Origin of the sequence: Streptomyces noursei, assembly GCF_001646665.1 — a bacterium.
Lineage (GTDB): Bacteria > Actinomycetota > Actinomycetes > Streptomycetales > Streptomycetaceae > Streptomyces > Streptomyces lavendulocolor.
In genome coordinates this window covers 90,372-110,046 of the sequence record NZ_LWBU01000179.1, presented here as the reverse complement: position 1 = coordinate 110,046, position 19,675 = coordinate 90,372, and the positions used below count along the sequence as shown (strand labels likewise).

The 19,675-nt window shown below is 69.7% G+C and carries 25 protein-coding genes; 22 read left to right on the top strand and 3 right to left on the bottom strand.

Going from position 1 to position 19,675, the window contains the following annotated elements; all coding sequences use genetic code 11:
* The first annotated feature begins 1 nt into the window (after window position 1).
* From A4V12_RS15595 to truA, 17 genes are all read left to right on the top strand, one after another.
* Window positions 2–187: a type Z 30S ribosomal protein S14 gene (locus A4V12_RS15595; RefSeq protein ID WP_003956452.1), complete on the top strand. Its 186-nt coding sequence runs from the start codon at window positions 2–4 to the stop codon at window positions 185–187.
* Between the two features lie 208 nt (window positions 188–395).
* Complete coding sequence (gene rpsH, locus A4V12_RS15590) at window positions 396–794, top strand: 30S ribosomal protein S8 (protein WP_006347222.1); 399 nt, start codon at window positions 396–398, stop codon at window positions 792–794.
* Window positions 795–815: 21 nt separating this feature from the next.
* Window positions 816–1,355, top strand: a complete 540-nt coding sequence (rplF, locus tag A4V12_RS15585) for a 50S ribosomal protein L6 (RefSeq protein ID WP_064069946.1) — start codon at window positions 816–818, stop codon at window positions 1,353–1,355.
* Between the two features lie 3 nt (window positions 1,356–1,358).
* Window positions 1,359–1,742, top strand: a complete 384-nt coding sequence (gene rplR / locus A4V12_RS15580) for a 50S ribosomal protein L18 (protein WP_031076680.1) — start codon at window positions 1,359–1,361, stop codon at window positions 1,740–1,742.
* A 43-nt stretch (window positions 1,743–1,785) separates the two neighbouring features.
* The gene (rpsE, locus tag A4V12_RS15575; RefSeq protein ID WP_006376045.1) at window positions 1,786–2,391 is read left to right on the top strand and encodes a 30S ribosomal protein S5; all 606 of its coding nucleotides are present in this window, start codon (window positions 1,786–1,788) and stop codon (window positions 2,389–2,391) included.
* Complete coding sequence (gene rpmD / locus A4V12_RS15570; protein ID WP_041130781.1) at window positions 2,391–2,573, top strand: 50S ribosomal protein L30; 183 nt, start codon at window positions 2,391–2,393, stop codon at window positions 2,571–2,573. Before rpsE ends, rpmD begins: the two co-directional genes overlap by 1 nt.
* A 1-nt stretch (window position 2,574) precedes the next feature.
* A complete protein-coding gene (gene rplO, locus A4V12_RS15565; RefSeq protein ID WP_064069945.1) occupies window positions 2,575–3,030 on the top strand; it encodes a 50S ribosomal protein L15 in 456 nt (151 codons plus the stop codon).
* A gap of 399 nt (window positions 3,031–3,429) precedes the next feature.
* Complete coding sequence (gene secY / locus A4V12_RS15560) at window positions 3,430–4,749, top strand: preprotein translocase subunit SecY (protein ID WP_064069944.1); 1,320 nt, start codon at window positions 3,430–3,432, stop codon at window positions 4,747–4,749.
* Window positions 4,749–5,408: an adenylate kinase gene (locus A4V12_RS15555; protein WP_064069943.1), complete on the top strand. Its 660-nt coding sequence runs from the start codon at window positions 4,749–4,751 to the stop codon at window positions 5,406–5,408. Before secY ends, A4V12_RS15555 begins: the two co-directional genes overlap by 1 nt.
* Window positions 5,409–5,526: 118 nt before the next feature.
* Window positions 5,527–6,378: a type I methionyl aminopeptidase gene (gene map / locus A4V12_RS15550; protein WP_064069942.1), complete on the top strand. Its 852-nt coding sequence runs from the start codon at window positions 5,527–5,529 to the stop codon at window positions 6,376–6,378.
* A 176-nt stretch (window positions 6,379–6,554) separates the two neighbouring features.
* Complete coding sequence (gene infA, locus A4V12_RS15545) at window positions 6,555–6,776, top strand: translation initiation factor IF-1 (RefSeq protein WP_003956442.1); 222 nt, start codon at window positions 6,555–6,557, stop codon at window positions 6,774–6,776.
* A gap of 57 nt (window positions 6,777–6,833) precedes the next feature.
* Window positions 6,834–6,947, top strand: a complete 114-nt coding sequence (gene rpmJ, locus A4V12_RS15540) for a 50S ribosomal protein L36 (protein ID WP_003956441.1) — start codon at window positions 6,834–6,836, stop codon at window positions 6,945–6,947.
* A 202-nt stretch (window positions 6,948–7,149) separates the two neighbouring features.
* Complete coding sequence (rpsM, locus tag A4V12_RS15535) at window positions 7,150–7,530, top strand: 30S ribosomal protein S13 (protein WP_064069941.1); 381 nt, start codon at window positions 7,150–7,152, stop codon at window positions 7,528–7,530.
* A gap of 65 nt (window positions 7,531–7,595) precedes the next feature.
* Entirely contained in the window at window positions 7,596–8,000 is a 405-nt protein-coding gene (rpsK, locus tag A4V12_RS15530; RefSeq protein WP_003956432.1) for a 30S ribosomal protein S11, read from the top strand.
* Between the two features lie 121 nt (window positions 8,001–8,121).
* A complete protein-coding gene (locus A4V12_RS15525) occupies window positions 8,122–9,144 on the top strand; it encodes a DNA-directed RNA polymerase subunit alpha (protein WP_003956430.1) in 1,023 nt (340 codons plus the stop codon).
* Between the two features lie 80 nt (window positions 9,145–9,224).
* The gene (rplQ, locus tag A4V12_RS15520) at window positions 9,225–9,713 is read left to right on the top strand and encodes a 50S ribosomal protein L17 (RefSeq protein WP_064069940.1); all 489 of its coding nucleotides are present in this window, start codon (window positions 9,225–9,227) and stop codon (window positions 9,711–9,713) included.
* A 91-nt stretch (window positions 9,714–9,804) separates the two neighbouring features.
* On the top strand, window positions 9,805–10,668 hold the full coding sequence (truA, locus tag A4V12_RS15515; protein WP_064069939.1) for a tRNA pseudouridine(38-40) synthase TruA: 864 nt from the start codon (window positions 9,805–9,807) through the stop codon (window positions 10,666–10,668).
* Here the strand turns inward: truA and A4V12_RS15510 are convergent.
* On the bottom strand, window positions 10,633–11,550 hold the full coding sequence (locus A4V12_RS15510) for a hypothetical protein (protein ID WP_064069938.1): 918 nt from the start codon (window positions 11,548–11,550) through the stop codon (window positions 10,633–10,635). The genes truA and A4V12_RS15510 overlap by 36 nt on opposite strands.
* A 54-nt stretch (window positions 11,551–11,604) precedes the next feature.
* On the opposite strand from A4V12_RS15510, the gene A4V12_RS15505 reads away from it, so the two are divergent.
* The 5 genes from A4V12_RS15505 to glmM all read left to right on the top strand — a co-directional run bounded on the left by A4V12_RS15505 (window position 11,605) and on the right by glmM (window position 17,557).
* On the top strand, window positions 11,605–13,224 hold the full coding sequence (locus A4V12_RS15505; protein ID WP_064069937.1) for an ABC-F family ATP-binding cassette domain-containing protein: 1,620 nt from the start codon (window positions 11,605–11,607) through the stop codon (window positions 13,222–13,224).
* A 52-nt stretch (window positions 13,225–13,276) separates the two neighbouring features.
* Window positions 13,277–14,836: a serine/threonine-protein kinase gene (locus A4V12_RS38695; protein ID WP_079137061.1), complete on the top strand. Its 1,560-nt coding sequence runs from the start codon at window positions 13,277–13,279 to the stop codon at window positions 14,834–14,836.
* Between the two features lie 248 nt (window positions 14,837–15,084).
* Window positions 15,085–15,528: a 50S ribosomal protein L13 gene (rplM, locus tag A4V12_RS15495; protein WP_064069935.1), complete on the top strand. Its 444-nt coding sequence runs from the start codon at window positions 15,085–15,087 to the stop codon at window positions 15,526–15,528.
* 42 nt (window positions 15,529–15,570) lie between these two features.
* Window positions 15,571–16,089 carry a 30S ribosomal protein S9 gene (gene rpsI / locus A4V12_RS15490; RefSeq protein ID WP_031076704.1) on the top strand — a complete coding sequence of 173 codons (519 nt, stop codon included), beginning with the start codon at window positions 15,571–15,573 and terminating at the stop codon, window positions 16,087–16,089.
* Window positions 16,090–16,198: 109 nt separating this feature from the next.
* Window positions 16,199–17,557 carry a phosphoglucosamine mutase gene (gene glmM / locus A4V12_RS15485; RefSeq protein ID WP_064069934.1) on the top strand — a complete coding sequence of 453 codons (1,359 nt, stop codon included), beginning with the start codon at window positions 16,199–16,201 and terminating at the stop codon, window positions 17,555–17,557.
* 86 nt (window positions 17,558–17,643) lie between these two features.
* Here glmM and A4V12_RS15480 read toward each other — a convergent pair whose 3' ends face one another.
* Together A4V12_RS15480 and coaA are read right to left on the bottom strand one after the other, a co-directional pair.
* Window positions 17,644–18,582, bottom strand: coding sequence for a DUF389 domain-containing protein (locus A4V12_RS15480; protein WP_064069933.1), 939 nt, complete (start codon window positions 18,580–18,582; stop codon window positions 17,644–17,646).
* A 46-nt stretch (window positions 18,583–18,628) separates the two neighbouring features.
* The gene (coaA, locus tag A4V12_RS15475; RefSeq protein WP_064069932.1) at window positions 18,629–19,606 is read right to left on the bottom strand and encodes a type I pantothenate kinase; all 978 of its coding nucleotides are present in this window, start codon (window positions 19,604–19,606) and stop codon (window positions 18,629–18,631) included.
* Between the last annotated feature and the right edge of the window lie 69 nt (window positions 19,607–19,675).

Here is a 19,675-nt window from a genome sequence, read left to right as displayed (position 1 = left end):
GATGGCGAAGAAGGCTCTCATCGCGAAGGCTGCCCGCAAGCCCAAGTTCGGCGTGCGTGCGTACACCCGTTGCCAGCGCTGCGGTCGTCCGCACTCCGTCTACCGCAAGTTCGGCCTGTGCCGCGTGTGCCTCCGTGAGATGGCTCACCGTGGCGAGCTGCCGGGCGTGACCAAGAGCTCCTGGTAACAGCCCTTTCGGGTTGATCCAGGGCTCTCGGTAAGCATCTGGTCGGCAGGAGCCCTTCTCCACATGTCGTAGGCTTGTGGGGTTGGGCGCCTGCCGCCCGTACGACTTACTACGCCGTAGGTCCCCGCACCGCACCCGTCCCGCCCATGAGTGGGGAGAGGGATGGCGCATACAGGAAACCCCGGCGAGAGAGGCCGAAGGCCAATTCATGACCATGACTGATCCGATCGCAGACATGCTTACGCGTCTGCGGAACGCGAACTCGGCGTACCACGACTCCGTGACGATGCCGCACAGCAAGATCAAGTCTCACATCGCGGAAATCCTCCAGCAGGAGGGCTTCATCACGGGCTGGAAGGTCGAGGACGCCGAGGTCGGCAAGAACCTCGTCCTCGAGCTGAAGTTCGGTCCGAACCGCGAGCGCTCCATCGCGGGCATCAAGCGGATCTCGAAGCCCGGTCTGCGGGTTTACGCGAAGTCCACCAACCTGCCGAAGGTCCTCGGCGGTCTGGGCGTGGCGATCATCTCCACGTCCCACGGCCTCCTGACCGGCCAGCAGGCGCAGAAGAAGGGCGTGGGTGGGGAAGTCCTCGCCTACGTCTGGTAGTCGGGAACGGAGGAAAAGCTAATGTCGCGTATTGGCAAGCTCCCCATCACGGTTCCCGCCGGCGTGGACGTCACCATCGAGGGCCGCACGGTCACGGTGAAGGGTTCCAAGGGCACCCTGAGCCACACCGTCGCCGCGCCGATCGAGATCGTTAAGGGCGAGGACGGCGTTCTCAACGTCACCCGTCCGAACGACGAGCGTCAGAACAAGGCCCTCCACGGCCTGTCCCGCACGCTGGTGGCCAACATGATCACCGGTGTGACCCAGGGGTACACGAAGGCGCTCGAGATCAGCGGTGTCGGTTACCGCGTGGCCGCGAAGGGCTCCAACCTGGAGTTCCAGCTCGGCTACAGCCACCCGATCCTGGTGGAGGCCCCCGAGGGCATCTCCTTCAAGGTCGAGTCGCCGACCAAGTTCTCGGTCGAGGGCATCGACAAGCAGAAGGTCGGCGAGGTCGCCGCGAACATCCGCAAGCTTCGCAAGCCCGACCCCTACAAGGCCAAGGGCGTGAAGTACGCGGGTGAGGTCATCCGCCGCAAGGTCGGAAAGGCTGGTAAGTAAGCCATGGCATACGGCGTAAAGATTGCCAAGGGCAAGGCCTACAAGGGCGCTGCTCTGAAGCGTCGCCACATCCGCATCCGCAAGAAGATCGCGGGTACGACCGAGCGTCCGCGCCTGGTCGTCACGCGCTCCAACCGCGGGATCACCGCTCAGGTCATCGACGACATCGCGGGTCACACCCTCGCGTCGGCGTCCACCCTGGACGCGTCCATCCGCGGCGGCGAAGGCGACAAGTCGGCGAAGGCGAAGCAGGTCGGCCAGCTCGTGGCCGAGCGTGCCAAGGCCGCCGGCATCGAGGCTGTCGTGTTCGACCGTGGCGGCAACCAGTACGCCGGGCGCATCGCCGCCCTGGCGGACGCCGCCCGCGAAGCCGGGCTCAAGTTCTGAGCCGGTTCCGTAGCTCAGCGGAAAACGAAGAGAGGTAATTCCAATGGCTGGACCCCAGCGCCGCGGAAGCGGTGCCGGTGGCGGCGAGCGGCGGGACCGGAAGGGCCGTGACGGCGGCGCTGCTGCCGCCGAGAAGACCGCGTACGTTGAGCGCGTCGTCGCGATCAACCGCGTCGCCAAGGTTGTGAAGGGTGGTCGTCGCTTCAGCTTCACCGCGCTGGTCGTGGTGGGCGACGGTGACGGCACCGTGGGTGTCGGTTACGGCAAGGCCAAGGAGGTGCCGGCCGCCATCGCCAAGGGTGTTGAGGAGGCCAAGAAGCACTTCTTCAAGGTCCCCCGTATCCAGGGCACCATCCCGCACCCGATCACGGGCGAGAAGGCCGCGGGCGTCGTCCTGCTCAAGCCTGCTTCCCCCGGTACCGGTGTTATCGCCGGTGGCCCGGTGCGTGCCGTGCTCGAGTGCGCCGGCGTTCACGACATCCTGTCGAAGTCGCTCGGCTCGTCCAACGCGATCAACATCGTGCACGCGACCGTGGCGGCCCTCAAGGGCCTGCAGCGTCCCGAGGAGATCGCGGCTCGCCGTGGTCTGCCCCTCGAGGACGTCGCCCCCGCGGCTCTCCTCCGTGCGCGTGCAGGGGCGGGTGCGTAATGGCTCGCCTCAAGGTCACGCAGACGAAGTCGTACATCGGCAGCAAGCAGAACCACCGCGACACCCTGCGTTCCCTGGGCCTCAAGCGCCTGGGTGACGTGGTTGTCAAGGAGGACCGCCCCGAGTTCCGCGGAATGGTGCACACCGTCCGCCACCTCGTGACGGTCGAGGAGGTCGACTGACATGGCGGAGCAGAACCCGCTGAAGGTCCACAACCTCCGTCCCGCCCCCGGTGCCAAGACCGCGAAGACCCGTGTCGGTCGTGGTGAGGCGTCGAAGGGTAAGACGGCCGGTCGTGGTACCAAGGGCACCAAGGCCCGTTACCAGGTTCCGGAGCGCTTCGAGGGTGGGCAGATGCCCCTCCACATGCGCCTCCCGAAGCTGAAGGGCTTCAAGAACCCGTTCCGCACCGAGTACCAGGTCGTGAACCTGGACAAGCTCGCGGCCCTCTACCCCGAGGGTGGCGAGGTCACGGTGGCCGACCTGGTCGCCAAGGGCGCGGTGCGCAAGAACAGCCTCGTCAAGGTCCTGGGCCAGGGCGAGGTCTCCGTGGCGCTGCAGGTTTCGGTTGACGCCGTCTCCGGCTCCGCCAAGGAGAAGATCACCGCCGCTGGCGGTACCGTCACCGAGCTCGTCTGAGCTTCGTCCTGACGGACACCGACGGAACAAGAGCCTGGCCGGCGCCCCTCACGGGGTGTCGGCCAGGCTCTTTTCCGTGCCGTGTCTCCCGCCGGCCGTCCGGCCCGCAGGGTCGGGTTTCGGACATGTTGGCCGGGGGTGTGGTGCGGCGGGTGTCGATCCGGGGCGCTCGTTCGTTGGCCGTTCAGCGGCCGGTCGACCGGTTGCCCGAAGGGTTTCGCCCCACCCGCGGTTGACGTGCCTCAGCGACGTTTCACGCGGGCGTGGCGGCCGGGTATGGTAGCCGCTGTTAGTGTCCCGGCAGTCTGCCCCCGTGGCGTAAGGCTGCCGTGTTTGTATCTACTCACTTACTAAAACCGTCACCCTCACGCGCGTAACGCGGGGGTCGCAGGAGGCACCGTGCTCACCGCGTTCGCCCGGGCGTTCAAGACGCCCGACCTGCGCAAGAAGCTGCTCTTCACGCTGGGCATCATCGTGATCTACCGGCTCGGGGCCCACATCCCCGTACCCGGTGTCGACTACCAGTCCGTCCAGCAGTGCGTGGACGAGGCCAGCAAGGGCGGCAACAGCCTGCTCGGCCTGGTGAACCTGTTCAGCGGCGGGGCGCTTCTGCAGATCACCATCTTCGCGCTCGGCATCATGCCGTACATCACGGCGAGCATCATCCTGCAGCTGCTGACCGTCGTCATCCCGCGCCTCGAGGCCCTCAAGAAGGAGGGACAGGCGGGCACGGCCAAGATCACGCAGTACACGCGGTACCTGACGATCGCCCTCGCGATCCTCCAGGGCACCGGCCTGGTGGCCACCGCCCGTACCGGCGCCCTCTTCAGCGGCTGCACGGTGGCCGGTCAGGTCGTCCCGGACCGGTCGATCTTCGTGACCATCCTGATGGTCATCACCATGACCGCGGGCACCGCCGTCGTGATGTGGCTCGGTGAGCTCGTCACCGACCGCGGCATCGGCAACGGCATGTCGATCCTGATGTTCATCTCGATCGCCGCCGGCTTCCCGGGTGCCCTGTGGGCCATCAAGGTCAGCGGCAAGCTCGCCCAGGGCTGGATCGAGTTCGGCACCGTCATCCTCATCGGCTTCGTGATGGTGGCCCTGGTCGTCTTCGTCGAGCAGGCCCAGCGCCGCATCCCGGTGCAGTACGCGAAGCGCATGATCGGCCGCAGGTCCTACGGCGGTACGTCCACTTACATCCCGCTCAAGGTGAACCAGGCAGGTGTGATTCCTGTCATCTTCGCCTCGTCGCTGCTGTACATCCCGGCCCTGATCGCGCAGTTCTCGACGGGGACCTCCGGCTGGAAGACCTGGATCGAAGCCCACTTCGTCAAGGGTGACCACCCGTACTACATCACCGTCTACTTCCTGTTGATCGTGTTCTTCGCCTTCTTCTACGTGGCGATCTCGTTCAACCCCGAGGAAGTCGCGGACAACATGAAGAAGTATGGTGGCTTCATCCCGGGTATCCGGGCTGGTCGACCTACTGCCGAGTACCTGAGCTACGTGCTCAACCGGATCACCTGGCCGGGCTCGCTGTATCTGGGTCTGATCGCTCTTGTGCCGACGATGGCGTTGGCAGGCTTCGGTGGCGCCAATGCCAACTTCCCGTTCGGCGGGACGAGCATCCTCATCATCGTGGGTGTGGGGCTGGAGACCGTGAAGCAGATCGAGAGCCAGCTCCAGCAGCGCAATTACGAAGGGTTCCTCCGCTGATGCGTATCGTCCTCGTCGGACCGCCCGGTGCGGGCAAGGGAACGCAGGCCGCGTTCCTGGCCAAGAACCTGTCGATCCCGCACATCTCCACGGGCGACCTGTTCCGCGCCAACATCAGTCAGGGCACGGAGCTGGGCAAGCAGGCCAAGGCGTACATGGACGCCGGCAACCTCGTACCCGACGAGGTCACCATCGGCATGGCCAAGGACCGCATGGAGCAGCCGGACGCCGTGGGCGGCTTCCTGCTGGACGGCTTCCCGCGGAACGTGGCCCAGGCCGAGGCGCTGGACGCCATGCTCGACGGCGAGGGCATGAAGCTGGACGCCGTCCTCGACCTGGAGGTCGAGGAGGACGAGGTCGTGAAGCGCATCGCCGGCCGCCGCATCTGCCGCAAGGACAGCGCGCACGTCTTCCACGTGGAGTACGCCAAGCCGAAGACCGAGGGCGTCTGCGACGTCTGCGGCGGCGAGCTGTACCAGCGCGACGACGACTCCGAGGAGACCGTCCGCAAGCGGCTGGAGGTCTACCACACGCAGACCGAGCCGATCATCGACTACTACCGGGCCCAGGGCCTGCTGGTCACCATCTCCGCGCTCGGCAAGGTCGAAGAGGTCACCGGGCGCGCGATGGAGGCGCTGCGGGGCGAGAAGGCCGCGTAGCCGCTCCTGCACGTGACGTACACCGGCCGCGGTGCCCCTTCGGGCGCCGCGGCCGGTGTCGTACCGCCGTATCGTGGTGAGGTCACCCCGTTCTCCGTTTGGAAAGGCGTCAGCCGTCATGGTGCAGATCAAGACTCCCGAGCAGATCGCGAAGATGCGCGAGGCGGGGCTTGTCGTCGCCGCCATCCACGCGGCGACCCGTGAGGCTGCGGTGCCGGGGGCGACGACGAAGGACCTGGACGAGGTCGCGCGGAAGGTGATCGCCGACCACGGGGCGAAGTCGAACTTCCTGGGGTACGGGGGCTTCCCCGCGACGATCTGCACCTCGGTGAACGAGGTCGTCGTCCACGGCATCCCGAGCGACGACGTGGTCCTCAAGGACGGCGACGTCATCTCCGTCGACTGCGGCGCGATCGTCGACGGCTGGCACGGTGACGCGGCCTACACCGCCTTCGTCGGGTCGGGCCACGCCCCGGAGCTGATCGAGCTGTCCCGGGTGACCGAGGAGTCGATGTGGGCCGGCATCGCCGCCATGAGGAACGGCAACCGGCTGATGGACATCTCCAAGGCGATCGAGTCCTACATCCGGCGCCAGCCGCGCCCGGCCACGGGTGAGCACAGCCTGGGCAAGTTCGGGATCATCGAGGACTACGGCGGCCACGGCATCGGCACCGAGATGCACATGGACCCGCACCTGCTGAACTACGTCTCGCGCAAGCGCGGCAAGGGCCCCAAGCTGGTGCCCGGCTTCTGCCTGGCGATCGAGCCCATGGTGTCGCTCGGCACGCCCCGCACGGAGGTCCTGGAGGACGACTGGACCGTCATCACGACGGACGGCACCTGGTCCTCCCACTGGGAGCACTCCGTGGCCCTCACGGAGGAGGGTCCGCTCGTGCTGACGGCCCCGGACGGCGGCCGGGCCAAGCTGGCGGAGCTGGGCGTCACGGCGGCCCCGGATCCGCTGGCCTGACGGCCGCGTCCGGCCCGGGCCGCCGGGATGGGGTAACGATCTCCGGCGGTGGGCAAGCTCTGAGGATTCGTCTTTTCCAGGGGCCTGACGTAGACTGATGCGTCGGCTCTCGTGTACCCGTGTGTCCGCACACGGCGACGAGAGTCGATCAAGGTAGCCGATTCGAAGGGCGAAGCGTGGCCAAGAAGCAAGGTGCCATCGAAATTGAGGGCACCGTGATCGAGTCCCTGCCGAACGCCATGTTCAAGGTGGAGCTCCAGAACGGTCACAAGGTCCTCGCGCACATCTCCGGCAAGATGCGGATGCACTACATCCGTATCCTCCCGGACGACCGGGTCGTCGTGGAGCTGTCTCCGTACGACCTGACGCGTGGGCGGATCGTCTACCGATACAAGTAGATCTTGTCGCGCCCCACCTGTGGGGCGGTGGCACTGACCCGGAGAACCTCACATCCCATGAAGGTCAAGCCGAGCGTCAAGAAGATCTGCGACAAGTGCAAGGTGATCCGCCGTCACGGCCGGGTCATGGTCATCTGCGACAACCTGCGCCACAAGCAGCGCCAGGGCTGACGCACGCCGACCTGCACCTCCGCAGTTCTTCGCGCGACGCGAGCAAATTCGTACATACGCAGTGCCCGTCCAAGCCCCGACAGGGCTGACGACACCTCCGGTGGGGGCCGGGGACCTGGACGTACCACTTCTTTTGATCAAAAGGAGTCGGCGGCCACGGAGCGGCACTGCGGAAGACCCCCGAACACACAGGAGCCATTGAATGGCACGCGTTTCCGGTGTTGACATCCCGCGCGACAAGCGTGTGGAGGTCGCACTCACCTACGTCTTCGGTATCGGCCGCACCCTGGCGAAGGAGACCCTCGCCTCCACCGGTGTGAACCCGAACACCCGCGTTCGTGACCTGTCCGAAGAGGACCTGGTCAAGATCCGCGAGTACGTGGACGCCAACCTCAAGACCGAGGGTGACCTCCGTCGCGAGATCCAGGCCGACATCCGCCGCAAGGTCGAGATCGGCTGCTACCAGGGTCTGCGCCACCGTCGCGGTCTGCCGGTCCACGGCCAGCGCACCAGCACGAACGCTCGTACCCGCAAGGGCCCGCGTCGCGCCATCGCCGGCAAGAAGAAGCCGGGCAAGAAGTAGTCCGCAGCGGACGACTGTCCACGGTCTTCGCTGTAGGACCGACCACCTCCCGTAGGAGTTAAGACATGCCCCCCAAGGGTCGTCAGGGCGCTGCCAAGAAGGTGCGCCGCAAGGAAAAGAAGAACGTCGCTCACGGGCACGCCCACATCAAGAGCACGTTCAACAACACCATCGTCTCGATCACCGACCCCTCGGGCAACGTGATCTCCTGGGCCTCCGCCGGCCACGTCGGCTTCAAGGGCTCGCGCAAGTCCACCCCCTTCGCCGCGCAGATGGCCGCCGAGTCGGCCGCCCGCCGCGCGCAGGAGCACGGCATGCGCAAGGTCGACGTCTTCGTCAAGGGTCCCGGCTCCGGCCGTGAGACCGCGATCCGCTCCCTCCAGGCCACCGGCCTCGAGGTGGGTTCGATCCAGGACGTCACCCCCACCCCGCACAACGGCTGCCGCCCGCCGAAGCGCCGCCGCGTCTGACGCACGGCTGCTTGGCGCAGGGATTCTCGGGCGGTACGGCTCTTCGGGGGCGTGCCGCCCGTACCCTTGCACTATCCGAGGACGTCAAATAGCGGGCGTCCACGACTGAAGGAAACACACCATGCTTATCGCTCAGCGTCCCTCGCTGACCGAAGAGGTCGTCGACGAGTACCGCTCGCGGTTCGTCATCGAGCCGCTGGAGCCGGGCTTCGGCTACACGCTCGGCAACTCGCTCCGCCGTACGCTCCTCTCCTCGATCCCGGGTGCGGCCGTCACGTCCATCCGCATCGACGGCGTCCTGCACGAGTTCACCACCGTGCCGGGTGTCAAGGAGGACGTCACCGACCTCATCCTGAACATCAAGCAGCTGGTCGTGTCCAGCGAGCACGACGAGCCGGTCGTGATGTACCTGCGCAAGCAGGGCCCGGGCCTCGTGACCGCGGCCGACATCGCCCCGCCGGCCGGTGTCGAGGTGCACAACCCCGACCTGGTGCTCGCCACGCTGAACGGCAAGGGCAAGCTGGAGATGGAGCTGACCGTCGAGCGCGGTCGCGGCTACGTCTCCGCCGTCCAGAACAAGCAGGTGGGCCAGGAGATCGGCCGCATCCCGGTCGACTCGATCTACTCGCCGGTCCTGAAGGTCACGTACAAGGTCGAGGCGACGCGTGTCGAGCAGCGCACCGACTTCGACAAGCTGATCGTGGACGTCGAGACCAAGCAGGCCATGCGTCCGCGCGACGCCATGGCGTCGGCCGGCAAGACCCTGGTCGAGCTGTTCGGTCTGGCCCGTGAGCTCAACATCGACGCCGAGGGCATCGACATGGGCCCGTCCCCCACGGACGCCGCCCTCGCCGCCGACCTCGCGCTGCCGATCGAGGAGCTCGAGCTCACCGTTCGTTCGTACAACTGCCTCAAGCGCGAGGGCATCCACTCCGTGGGTGAGCTCGTGGCGCGTTCCGAGGCCGACCTGCTCGACATCCGCAACTTCGGTGCGAAGTCGATCGACGAGGTCAAGGCGAAGCTGGCCGGCATGGGCCTGGCCCTCAAGGACAGCCCGCCCGGATTCGACCCGACCGCCGCCGCCGACGCCTTCGGCGCCGACGACGACGCGGACGCGGGCTTCGTCGAGACCGAGCAGTACTGATCACTGCCCGCAGGCGACCGCCTGCGGGGCCCTGACCCCGGTACCTGATACGGCCGGGGCAGATCACAAGGAGAAACACCATGCCGAAGCCCGCCAAGGGTGCCCGTCTGGGCGGCAGCGCCGCGCACGAGAAGCTGCTCCTCGCGAACCTCGCGAAGTCGCTCTTCGAGCACGGCCGCATCACCACGACCGAGGCCAAGGCCCGCCGCCTGCGTCCGGTCGCCGAGCGCCTGATCACCAAGGCGAAGAAGGGCGACATCCACAACCGTCGCCTGGTGTTGCAGACGATCACGGACAAGGGCATCGTCCACACGCTCTTCACCGAGATCGCTCCGCGCTACGCCGAGCGCCCGGGTGGCTACACCCGCATCACCAAGATCGGCAACCGTCGTGGCGACAACGCCCCGATGGCCGTGATCGAGCTGGTCGAGGGTGAGATCGCCAAGAAGGCGACCGTCGCCGAGGCCGAGGCCGCCACCAAGCGCGCCGTCAAGGAGTCCGACGAGGCCGCCAAGGCCGAGGACACCAAGGCCGACGAGGCTCCGGCCGAAGAGTCCAAGGACGCCTGAACCGCGTTCTGAAGGCACGGCGACGGGCCCGTCCCCCTCACGGGGGGCGGGCCCGTCCGGCGTGATCAGGCCACTTGAGAGGATGGATCGCGTGAGCGATGAGGTGAAGCCCGGGCGCGTACGGGTGCGGCTGGACCTGTCCTACGACGGCAAGGACTTCCACGGCTGGGCCAAGCAGGCCGGCGGGCAGCGGACCGTGCAGGGCGAGATCGAGGACGCGCTGCGCACGGTGACGCGGTCCTCCGAGACGTACGAGCTGACCGTCGCCGGGCGGACGGACGCCGGGGTGCACGCGCGCGGGCAGGTCGCCCACGTCGACCTGCCGGAGGCGGTGTGGGCCGAGCACCGGGAGAAGCTGCTGCGGCGGCTGGCCGGGCGGCTGGGGCACGACGTGCGGGTGTGGCGGGTCGAGGAGGCGCCGGCCGGGTTCAACGCGCGGTTCTCGGCGATCTGGCGGCGGTACGCGTACCGGGTGACGGACACCCCCGGCGGGGTCGACCCGCTGCTGCGCGGGCACATCCTGTGGCACGACTGGCCGCTGGACGTCGACGCCATGAACGCCGCCGCCGAGCCGCTGCTGGGGGAGCACGACTTCGCCGCCTACTGCAAGAGGCGGGAGGGGGCCACGACGATCCGCACCCTCCAGGAACTGCGGTGGGAGCGGCTGCCGTCCGGTGTCCTGGAGGCCACCGTCAAGGCGGACGCCTTCTGCCACAACATGGTCCGCTCGCTGGTCGGCGCGCTGCTGTTCGTCGGCGACGGGCACCGGCCGGTGGACTGGCCGGGCAAGGTGCTGGCCGCCGGGGTGCGGGACTCGGCCGTCCACGTGGTGCGGCCGCACGGCCTCACGCTGGAGGAGGTCGGTTACCCGGCCGACGGGCTGCTGGCCGCCCGGAACCTGGAGGCCCGCAACAAGCGGTCACTGGCCGGCGGCGGGAGCGGTGGCTGCTGCTGAGGCCTGGGCGCGGCCCCGGGCGTAGATCTGGTTGAAGGTGAACGTCCCGAGGTCGTCGCTGATCTTGAAGACGGCCCGGTCGCCCGTGGTGACCTTCTTGCCGTTGGTGAAGCCCGCCTGCGTGAAGTAGGCGTACCGGCCCAGCGCGTTGGCGCGGCGCAGGCACACCGTCTGCGACTGGCAGAACCCGCCGACACCGGAGCCCGCGAGCGGGGCGATACCGCCGGCCGCCTGCTCCTTGGCCTTGAGCGCGGCCGCCTGCGTGTCGAAGACCGCGACGCCGACCGTCACGGCGACGCCGTCCTTCTCGTACGTGGCCCGGACGACGCGCCGGCAGCCGTTCCGCTCCAGGACCGCGCCGAGGCCGTCCTCCGCCGCCGCCGCGCAGGCGGTGGTGGAGGCGGTGGCGCCCTTCTTGTGGACGCGGTCGCCCACCGTGAGCTTCTTGCCGGGGAAGAGGGACTCGGCGCTGAGCGGCGCCTTGTCCTTGGCGGCGCTGGAGATGAAGTCCATCGGGTCCGGCGGGGGCGGGGGAGCGACCGAGGAGAACGACGGCTGGGGCTTGGCCGTGTCGGTGGGCAGCTCGGGGGCCGCGCTGGTGGTGTCGGCGAGGTTGGCGCCGTCGTCGTCCTTCTTGTTGGTGGAGACGATGGCCGCCGCGATCACGGTGCCCACGAGCGCGGTGGCGAGCGCGGCACCGCCGACGAGCAGCAGGCGCTTACGGCGCGTGCGGGCGGCGGACGCCTCGGCCAGCGCGCTCCAGTCCGGCGTCTGCGCCGTGTACGGCTGGTCCTGCCGGTACGGCTCCTGCCGGCGCTGGAACGGGTCCTGCTGGTACGGATCCTGCGGCTGCTGCGGCCACTGAGGCCCCCCAAAGCTCATGCCGCGCATCCTAAACCGGTTGGGGCCGGGGCGGCCCCCGGGGAGAATGCGGCCATGGGACATGTAGAGGTCGCGCATCTGGAGTACTACCTGCCGGACGGGCGGGTGCTGCTCGGTGATGTGTCGTTCCGGGTCGGCGAGGGCGCGGTGGTCGCGCTCGTGGGCGCCAACGGGGCCGGCAAGACCACGCTGCTGCGGCTGATCGCGGGGGACCTCGAACCGCACGGCGGGACGGTGACCGTCTCGGGCGGGCTGGGCGTGATGCCGCAGTTCGTCGGCTCGGTGCGCGACGAGCGGAGCGTACGGGACCTGCTGGTGTCGGTCTCCCCGGCGCGGATCCGGGAGGCGGCGGCCGCGGTGGACGCCGCCGAGCACCTGATCCTGACGGTCGACGACGAGGCCGCGCAGATGGCGTACGCGCAGGCGCTGAGCGACTGGGCGGAGGCGCGGGGGTACGAGGCCGAGACCGTCTGGGACATGTGCACCATGGCCGCGCTGGGCGTGCCGTACGACAAGGCGCAGTTCCGTGAGGTGCGCACGCTCAGCGGCGGGGAGCAGAAGCGGCTGGTGCTGGAGGCGCTGCTGCGCGGCCCCGAGGAGGTGCTGCTCCTCGACGAGCCGGACAACTACCTCGACGTGCCCGGCAAGCGGTGGCTGGAGGAGCGGCTCGCGGAGACCCGCAAGACGGTGCTGTTCGTGTCGCACGACCGGGAGCTGCTGGCCCGGGCCGCCGAGAAGATCGTGGCCGTGGAGCCGGGGCCGGCGGGGTCGGACGTGTGGGTGCACGGCGGGGGCTTCGGGACGTTCCACGAGGCGCGGCGGGAGCGGTTCGCCCGGTTCGAGGAGCTCCAGCGGCGCTGGGAGGAGAAGCACGCGCAGCTCAAGCAGCTGGTCCACACCCTGAAGAACAAGGCCGCGTACAACGACGGGCTGGCCTCCCGCTACCAGGCCGCCCAGACCCGGCTGCGGAAGTTCGAGGAGGCCGGCCCGCCGCCGGAGCCGCCGCGCGAGCAGGACATCCGGATGCGGCTGCGCGGCGGGCGCACCGGGGTGCGGGCCGTGACGTGCGCGGGGCTGGAACTGGTCGGGCTGATGAAGCCGTTCGACCTGGAGGTCTTCTACGGGGAGCGGGTCGCCGTCCTGGGCTCGAACGGCTCGGGCAAGTCGCACTTCCTGCGGCTGCTGGCCGGTGAGGACGTCGCCCACAGCGGGTCGTGGAAGCTGGGCGCGCGGGTGGTGCCCGGGCACTTCGCCCAGACGCACGCCCACCCGGAGCTGATGGGCCGCACCCTGGTCGACATCCTGTGGACCGAGCACGCCAAGGACCGGGGCGGCGCGATGTCCGCGCTGCGGCGCTACGAGCTGGAACGCCAGGGCGACCAGGTCTTCGACCGGCTGTCGGGCGGGCAGCAGGCGCGGTTCCAGATCCTGCTGCTGGAGCTGGCGGGGACCACCGCGCTGCTGCTGGACGAGCCCACGGACAACCTGGACCTGGAGTCGGCGGAGGCGCTCCAGGTGGGGCTGGAGGCGTACGAGGGGACGGTGCTGGCGGTCACGCACGACCGCTGGTTCGCGCGCTCCTTCGACCGGTACCTGGTCTTCGGGTCGGACGGTGCCGTGCGCGAGACGCCGGAGCCGGTGTGGGACGAGCGCCGGGTGGAGCGGGTGCGATAACGGCGTGCGGCCGGGCCCGCGCGGGTAGGGTGCCGCCCGGGGGGTGGGGCCGATGCGTCCGGGGTATGGATTCGGGCCGTTCACCGTGCTCGCGGAGCTCGCCAGTGGCGGGATGGGGCGGATCTATCTCGCCCGCTCTCCGGGCGGGCGGCTGGTGGCGGTCAAGACGCTGCTCAACGTGGGCGAGGACGACCGGCGGCGGTTCGCCCGGGAGGTGGGTCTGGCCCAGCGGGTGCGGGGCGTCTACACCGCGAGCGTGGTGGAGGCGGACGCCACGGCCGAGGTGCCGTGGATGGCCACCGAGTACGTCCCCGCGCCCTCGCTGAAGGACCTCGTCGAACGGTGCGGCCCGCTCGCCCCGCGAGCCCTGTACTGGGTCGCGGCGGGCATGGCCGAGGCGCTGGTGTCCCTGCACACGGCGGGTCTGGTGCACCGGGACGTCAAGCCGTCCAACGTCCTGCTGCCGCTCGACGGCCCCCGGGTGATCGACTTCGGCATCTCGCAGGCCCACGACGTGACCCGGACCGAGGTCGCCCTCGGCACGGTCGCCTACGCGGCGCCCGAGCAGGCGCGCGGCGAGCCGACGACCGCCGCCTCGGACGTCTTCTCGCTGGGCGCCACGCTCTTCCACCTGGCCGTCGGCCGGGCGCCCTACCGCGACGGCGGCGCCGGCCCGGCGCTGGAGCAGCTGGTGCGGGCCGCCACCGGCGACCTGGACGTGTCGGGGCTGCCGGGCGAGCTGGAGCCCCTGGTGCTGCCCTGCCTGGCCCTCGACCCGGCGGACCGGCCCGCCCCGGCCGACGTCCTGGCGTACTGCTCGGCCCGGCTGGAGGGCGGGTCGGACGCGCGCCGCGAGTGGCTGAGCCCCGCGTGGACGGCCGAGATCGAGCGCCACCGGCGGGAGCGGCTCCGGGCGGTGGAGGAGGCCCGGCGCCAGGTGGACCCGGAGGCGCCGACCGGCCCGGTGCCGGCACCCGGGCGGACGGCCGCGCTGGCCACGGCCGCGGCCGCGCCCACGGGCCGGGGGGCCCTTCCCGGCCCGTGGGCGCGGCGCCCCCGGCTGCCGTGGGCGGTGGCGGCGGCGGTGGTGGTCGTGACGGGGGCGCTGCTCGCGGTCGTACGGCCCTGGGAGGCGGACGGGGCGATCGGCGCGCCGGTCGAGCCGCTGCGGATCCTGGAGGTGGAGAGCGTCCGGCAGGGACTGTGCTACCCGGACAAGGAGTGGGCGCAGCTGCCCGTCGGTGAGTCTCCGCCCCCGGAGGGACGGTCCTTCACCTCCGACAACCGGGACGAGTGCGTCGTGGCCAAGGAATCGGGCGGCATGTCCGTCGCGCGTTTCCAGGACGTGCGGGTCGTGGAGGCCGAGGGAGGGGGCGGCTGGAAGGTGGCCGTCACCTTCCGGGACGCCGACCGGGCCGCTTTCGCGAAGCTGACCGGGAAGGTCGCCGCGCAGCCGGAGCCGGAGAACCAGCTGGCCTTCGTGCTCGGCGAGGACCGGCTGGTCAGCAGCTTCCTCATCATGAGTCCGCTGACCGGCGGGAACGCCGAGATCACCGGGAAGTTCACCCGCAACCAGGCGCTGGCCCTCGCCCGTGCCCTGGGCGCGCCCTGACCGGTTCCGGCCGGTCCGTGCCGTGCGTGGCGGACCGGTTTTGACCCGTCGGGGGCGGCGCGGGTACTGTTGCCGTTTGTTATGCGTATTGGCTTCGTCGTTCTTACGCGAAGAGCCCTTACGCAAGTTCCCTGGAGCAGTTACCAGTGGCTCGCATACGGGCGGTGTTCCCGGCAGTGTGGGCCCCAGCTGCATGATCGCTTCAGGTGTGTCTGGACTCCATCCACTGAAGAAGCGAAGGCTACGAAGTGCGTACGTACAGCCCCAAGCCCGGCGACGTGACTCGCCAGTGGCACATCATCGACGCGCGGGACGTTGTCCTGGGCCGTCTGGCGACGACGGCTGCGAACCTCCTGCGAGGCAAGCACAAGCCCGTCTACGCGCCGCACATGGACATGGGCGACTTCGTCATCATCATCAACGCTGACAAGGTCCACCTGTCCGGCAACAAGAAGACCCAGAAGATGGCCTACCGCCACTCCGGCTACCCGGGTGGTCTGCGCTCCGTCCGTTACGACGAGCTGCTGGACAAGAACCCCGAGAAGGCCGTCGAGAAGGCCATCAAGGGCATGATCCCCAAGAACTCCCTCGGCCGTCAGATGCTCTCGAAGCTGAAGGTGTACGCGGGCGAGAACCACCCGCACGCTGCCCAGCAGCCGGTCCCGTTCGAGATCACCCAGGTCGCGCAGTAGTTCCGGCCACCCCCTAAGAACGAAAGAAATCTGAGGAGCATCGTGGCCGAGACCACTGTTGAGAACCCCATCGAGGGCGAGGAGACCTACGCCGAGGTCACCACCTTCGAGTCCGAGGTGCCCGTCGAGGGCGAGTACACCTCCGAGTCGCTCGCGTCCCGCTTCGGCGAGCCGCAGCCGGCCGCCGGCCTGGGCCGCCGCAAGAACGCCATCGCCCGCGTCCGGATCGTCCCGGGCACCGGCAAGTGGAAGATCAACGGGCGTACGCTCGAGGACTACTTCCCGAACAAGGTCCACCAGCAGGAAGTCAACGAGCCCTTCAAGGTGCTCGAGCTGGACAACCGCTACGACGTCATCGCCCGCATCTCGGGTGGCGGCGTCTCCGGCCAGGCCGGCGCCCTGCGCCTCGGCGTGGCCCGCGCCCTGAACGAGGCGGACGTGGACAACAACCGCGGCCCGCTGAAGAAGGCCGGCTTCCTGAGCCGCGACGACCGTGCCGTCGAGCGCAAGAAGGCCGGTCTCAAGAAGGCCCGTAAGGCCCCGCAGTACAGCAAGCGTTAATCACGCCTGCTCGGTCTGCTCAACGTACGCCCCGGCGGCACCTCCGTGCTGCCGGGGCGTACGTCTATACGCTTCACCTTGCTTTTTCGGAGTAACTCGGAGGACAGCTGTGGGACGACTCTTCGGCACGGATGGTGTGCGCGGTGTCGCCAACGCGGATCTGACGGCGGAGCTGGCGCTCGGTCTGTCGGTCGCGGCGGCGCACGTGCTCGCCGAGGCGGGGACCTTTGCAGGACATCGGCCGACCGCCGTGGTCGGGCGTGACCCCCGTGCGTCGGGAGAGTTCCTGGAGGCCGCCGTCGTGGCGGGCCTCGCGAGCGCCGGTGTGGACGTCATGCGGGTCGGCGTGCTGCCGACGCCGGCCGTGGCGTACCTGACGGGCGCGCTCGGCGCCGACCTGGGCGTGATGCTCTCCGCCAGCCACAACGCCATGCCGGACAACGGCATCAAGTTCTTCGCGCGCGGCGGCCACAAGCTGGCCGACGAGCTGGAGGACCGCATCGAGGCCGTGTACGACCAGCACCGCACCGGTGAGCCGTGGGACCGGCCGACCGGCGCCGGTGTCGGCCGGATCGCCGACTACCACGAGGGCTTCGACCAGTACGTCGCCCACCTGCTGAGCGTCCTGCCGAACCGGCTCGACGGGCTGAAGATCGTGCTCGACGAGGCGCACGGCGCGGCGTCCGGCGTGTCGCCCGCCGCGTTCCAGCAGGCGGGGGCCGAGGTCATCACGATCGGTGCCACCCCGGACGGGCTCAACATCAACGACGGCTGCGGCTCCACGCACCTGGAGATGCTGAAGGCCGCCGTCGTCGAGCACGGCGCGGACCTCGGCATCGCCCACGACGGGGACGCCGACCGCTGCCTGGCCGTCGACCACACGGGCACCGAGGTGGACGGCGACCAGATCCTCGCCGTGCTCGCCCTCGCCATGCGCGAGGCCGGGACCCTGCGCGGCGACACCGTGGTCGCGACGGTCATGTCGAACCTGGGCTTCAAGCTCGCCATGGAGCGCGAGGGCCTGCAGCTCGTGCAGACGGCGGTCGGCGACCGCTACGTGCTGGAGTCGATGAAGGAGCACGGCTACGCCCTGGGCGGTGAGCAGTCCGGTCACGTCATCGTGCTGGACCACGCCACCACCGGCGACGGCACCCTGACCGGCCTGATGCTCGCCGCGCGGGTCGCGGCCACCGGGCGGCCGCTGGCCGACCTGGCCGGGGTCATGGAGCGCCTGCCGCAGGTCCTGATCAACGTCAAGGACGTCGACAAGACGCGCGTGAAGACCTCCGCCGAGCTGGGCAGCGCGGTCGCGGACGCCGAGCGCCGCCTCGGCAGCACCGGCCGCGTCCTGCTCCGCCCGTCGGGCACCGAGCCGCTGGTCCGCGTCATGGTCGAGGCCGCCGACATCGAGCAGGCCCGCTCGGTCGCCGGGGAGCTCGCCGACGTGGTGAAGTCCGCGCTGGGCTGACACCCGTCACGCCGAAGGGGCGCCCCCGCCGGTGACGGCGGGGGCGCCCCTTCGGCGTACCGGGCCCCGATACGGCCCGCGGGCCGTCAGGCCTGCCGGGTACGGCGCCGCCGGCGGGCCCAGAAGAACTTCTGCGCCAGGAGCGTCAGCGTCCCGGCGAGCACGATCGCCAGCAGGTTCAGCAGCAGCTGCTCGACGGAGCCCTTGGTCTGGGCGAGGTCGCCGTAGCCGAGCGCCACCGCCGCGTTGGCCGCCGCGGGCACGGTGGTGACCGAGATGGCCACCCCGACCAGCGCCCCGGACTTCGCGGAGGTCAGCGAGAGGGTGCCGGCGGCACCCGCGAGGAGGCCGACGACGAACGAGAACCGGTCCGGCGCGTAGATGAAGCCGGTGTTGGGGCGGTCGCCGTGCAGCATGCTCTCGGAGAACAGCCCCAGCGCGTCCATGGCCAGGCTGAACAGGACCGTCAGCGCCATGGCCGCCGCGAATCCCACCAGCAGGGCCACCAGCGACCGTACGGCCAGGCGCGGCCGGCGCTGCACCAGCGCCGTGCAGATCCCGGCGAGCGGGCCGAACTCCGGGCCCACCGCCATGGCCCCCACGATCAGGATGGCGTTGTCCAGGACCACGCCGCAGGCCGCGATCATCGTGGCGAGCGTCAGGAACGCCACGTACGTGACGCTGAGCGTGGACTCCTCGTGCGTGGCGTCCTGGAGCTGCTCCCACAGGACGGCGTCGGCGCCCTCGCCGGGCGCGTCCGCCTCCGCCTTCTCGGCGCGCTCCGACAGCGACAGGCCGATGTCCTCCAGGGCGATCGACCCCGACTTGTCGATGCCCAGGGCGCACAGGTCGGAGATCAGGCCGTCGCCCGCCTCGCGCGCCACGTCGCACAGGACCAGGTCGCCCACCGGGTCGCGGGCGGCGCCCGGCACGACGACGAGGTGGGCGGTGCCGACCGTCCGCTCGATGGTGCCGACCACCTCGTCGGTACGGTCGGCGGGGACGATCAGGCGCAGGTGCAGCACGGCCGCGGGGATCCTTCCGGTGTCCGGGCTCCGGATGTCCGGAGCGTCAGAGCTTGCGCAGGGAGAGCCGCTGGACCTTGTGGTCCGGGCCCTTGCGCACGACGAGCGTGGCACGGCCCCGGGTCGGTGCCACGTTCTCCAGCAGGTTCACCTTGTTGATGGTCCGCCACATGGTACGGGCGTAGTCGAGCGCCTCCTCCTCGCTGACCTGGGTGTACTTCTGGAAGTACGAGGAGGGGTTCTGGAACGCGGTGGCCCGCAGCTTGCGGAAACGATTCAGGTACCAGGCCTCGATGTCCTCGGGGCGCGCGTCGACGTACACCGAGAAGTCGAAGTAGTCGGCGAGGCCGACGCGCGTGCGGCCGTCCTGACCGGGCAGCGCGGGCTGCAGGACGTTGAGGCCCTCGACGATCAGGATGTCCGGCCGCCGGACGGTGAGGCGCTGGCCGGGGACGATGTCGTAGATCAGGTGGGAGTAGACGGGCGCGGTGACCTCGTCCTTGCCCGCCTTGATGTCGGCCACGAACCGGGTCAGGGCGCGCCGGTCGTACGACTCGGGGAAACCCTTCCGGGACATCAGGCCGCGCGCCTGGAGCTCCTTCATGGGCAGCAGGAACCCGTCGGTGGTCACCAGCTCCACCCGGGGGTGCTCGGGCCAGCGGGCGAGCAGCGCCTGGAGGAGCCGGGCGACGGTGGACTTGCCGACCGCGACGGAACCGGCGACCCCTATGACGAAGGGGGTGCCGCGCTGGGCGCTCTTCTCGCCGAGGAACGTGTTCAGCGCGCCGCGCAGGTTCGCGGTGGCGCCGACGTACAAGTTCAGCAGGCGGGAGAGCGGCAGGTAGATGTCGCGGACCTCGTCGAGGTCGATGACGTCGCCGAGGCCGCGCAGCCGCTCGACCTCCTCCGCGGTGAGGGGCAGCGGCGTCTTGTCGCGCAGCGCGCTCCACTCGTCGCGGGTGAGGTCGACGTACGGAGTGTCCGCACGGCGGTGGGCGGCGCTTCGTGGCGGCGAAGTGATCACACGGCCATTGTCGTGCTTGCGGCGGTGTTGTGGGCCGTGTGCTCGGTCACCCTGCCACCGGGCGGAATG

Coding starts and splice junctions, on each gene's coding strand:
- rplR (WP_031076680.1), top strand. CDS start 1,359: ATGGCATACGGCGTAAAGATTGCCAAGGGCAAGGCCTACAAGGGCGCT.
- map (WP_064069942.1), top strand. CDS start 5,527: ATGGTGCAGATCAAGACTCCCGAGCAGATCGCGAAGATGCGCGAGGCG.
- rpmD (WP_041130781.1), top strand. CDS start 2,391: ATGGCTCGCCTCAAGGTCACGCAGACGAAGTCGTACATCGGCAGCAAG.
- A4V12_RS15505 (WP_064069937.1), top strand. CDS start 11,605: ATGGGACATGTAGAGGTCGCGCATCTGGAGTACTACCTGCCGGACGGG.
- A4V12_RS15595 (WP_003956452.1), top strand. CDS start 2: ATGGCGAAGAAGGCTCTCATCGCGAAGGCTGCCCGCAAGCCCAAGTTC.
- A4V12_RS38695 (WP_079137061.1), top strand. CDS start 13,277: ATGCGTCCGGGGTATGGATTCGGGCCGTTCACCGTGCTCGCGGAGCTC.
- rplF (WP_064069946.1), top strand. CDS start 816: ATGTCGCGTATTGGCAAGCTCCCCATCACGGTTCCCGCCGGCGTGGAC.
- rpsH (WP_006347222.1), top strand. CDS start 396: ATGACCATGACTGATCCGATCGCAGACATGCTTACGCGTCTGCGGAAC.
- A4V12_RS15555 (WP_064069943.1), top strand. CDS start 4,749: ATGCGTATCGTCCTCGTCGGACCGCCCGGTGCGGGCAAGGGAACGCAG.
- rpmJ (WP_003956441.1), top strand. CDS start 6,834: ATGAAGGTCAAGCCGAGCGTCAAGAAGATCTGCGACAAGTGCAAGGTG.
- A4V12_RS15510 (WP_064069938.1), bottom strand. CDS start 11,550: ATGAGCTTTGGGGGGCCTCAGTGGCCGCAGCAGCCGCAGGATCCGTAC.
- rpsE (WP_006376045.1), top strand. CDS start 1,786: ATGGCTGGACCCCAGCGCCGCGGAAGCGGTGCCGGTGGCGGCGAGCGG.
- rpsK (WP_003956432.1), top strand. CDS start 7,596: ATGCCCCCCAAGGGTCGTCAGGGCGCTGCCAAGAAGGTGCGCCGCAAG.
- rplQ (WP_064069940.1), top strand. CDS start 9,225: ATGCCGAAGCCCGCCAAGGGTGCCCGTCTGGGCGGCAGCGCCGCGCAC.
- rplO (WP_064069945.1), top strand. CDS start 2,575: ATGGCGGAGCAGAACCCGCTGAAGGTCCACAACCTCCGTCCCGCCCCC.
- rpsM (WP_064069941.1), top strand. CDS start 7,150: ATGGCACGCGTTTCCGGTGTTGACATCCCGCGCGACAAGCGTGTGGAG.
- A4V12_RS15525 (WP_003956430.1), top strand. CDS start 8,122: ATGCTTATCGCTCAGCGTCCCTCGCTGACCGAAGAGGTCGTCGACGAG.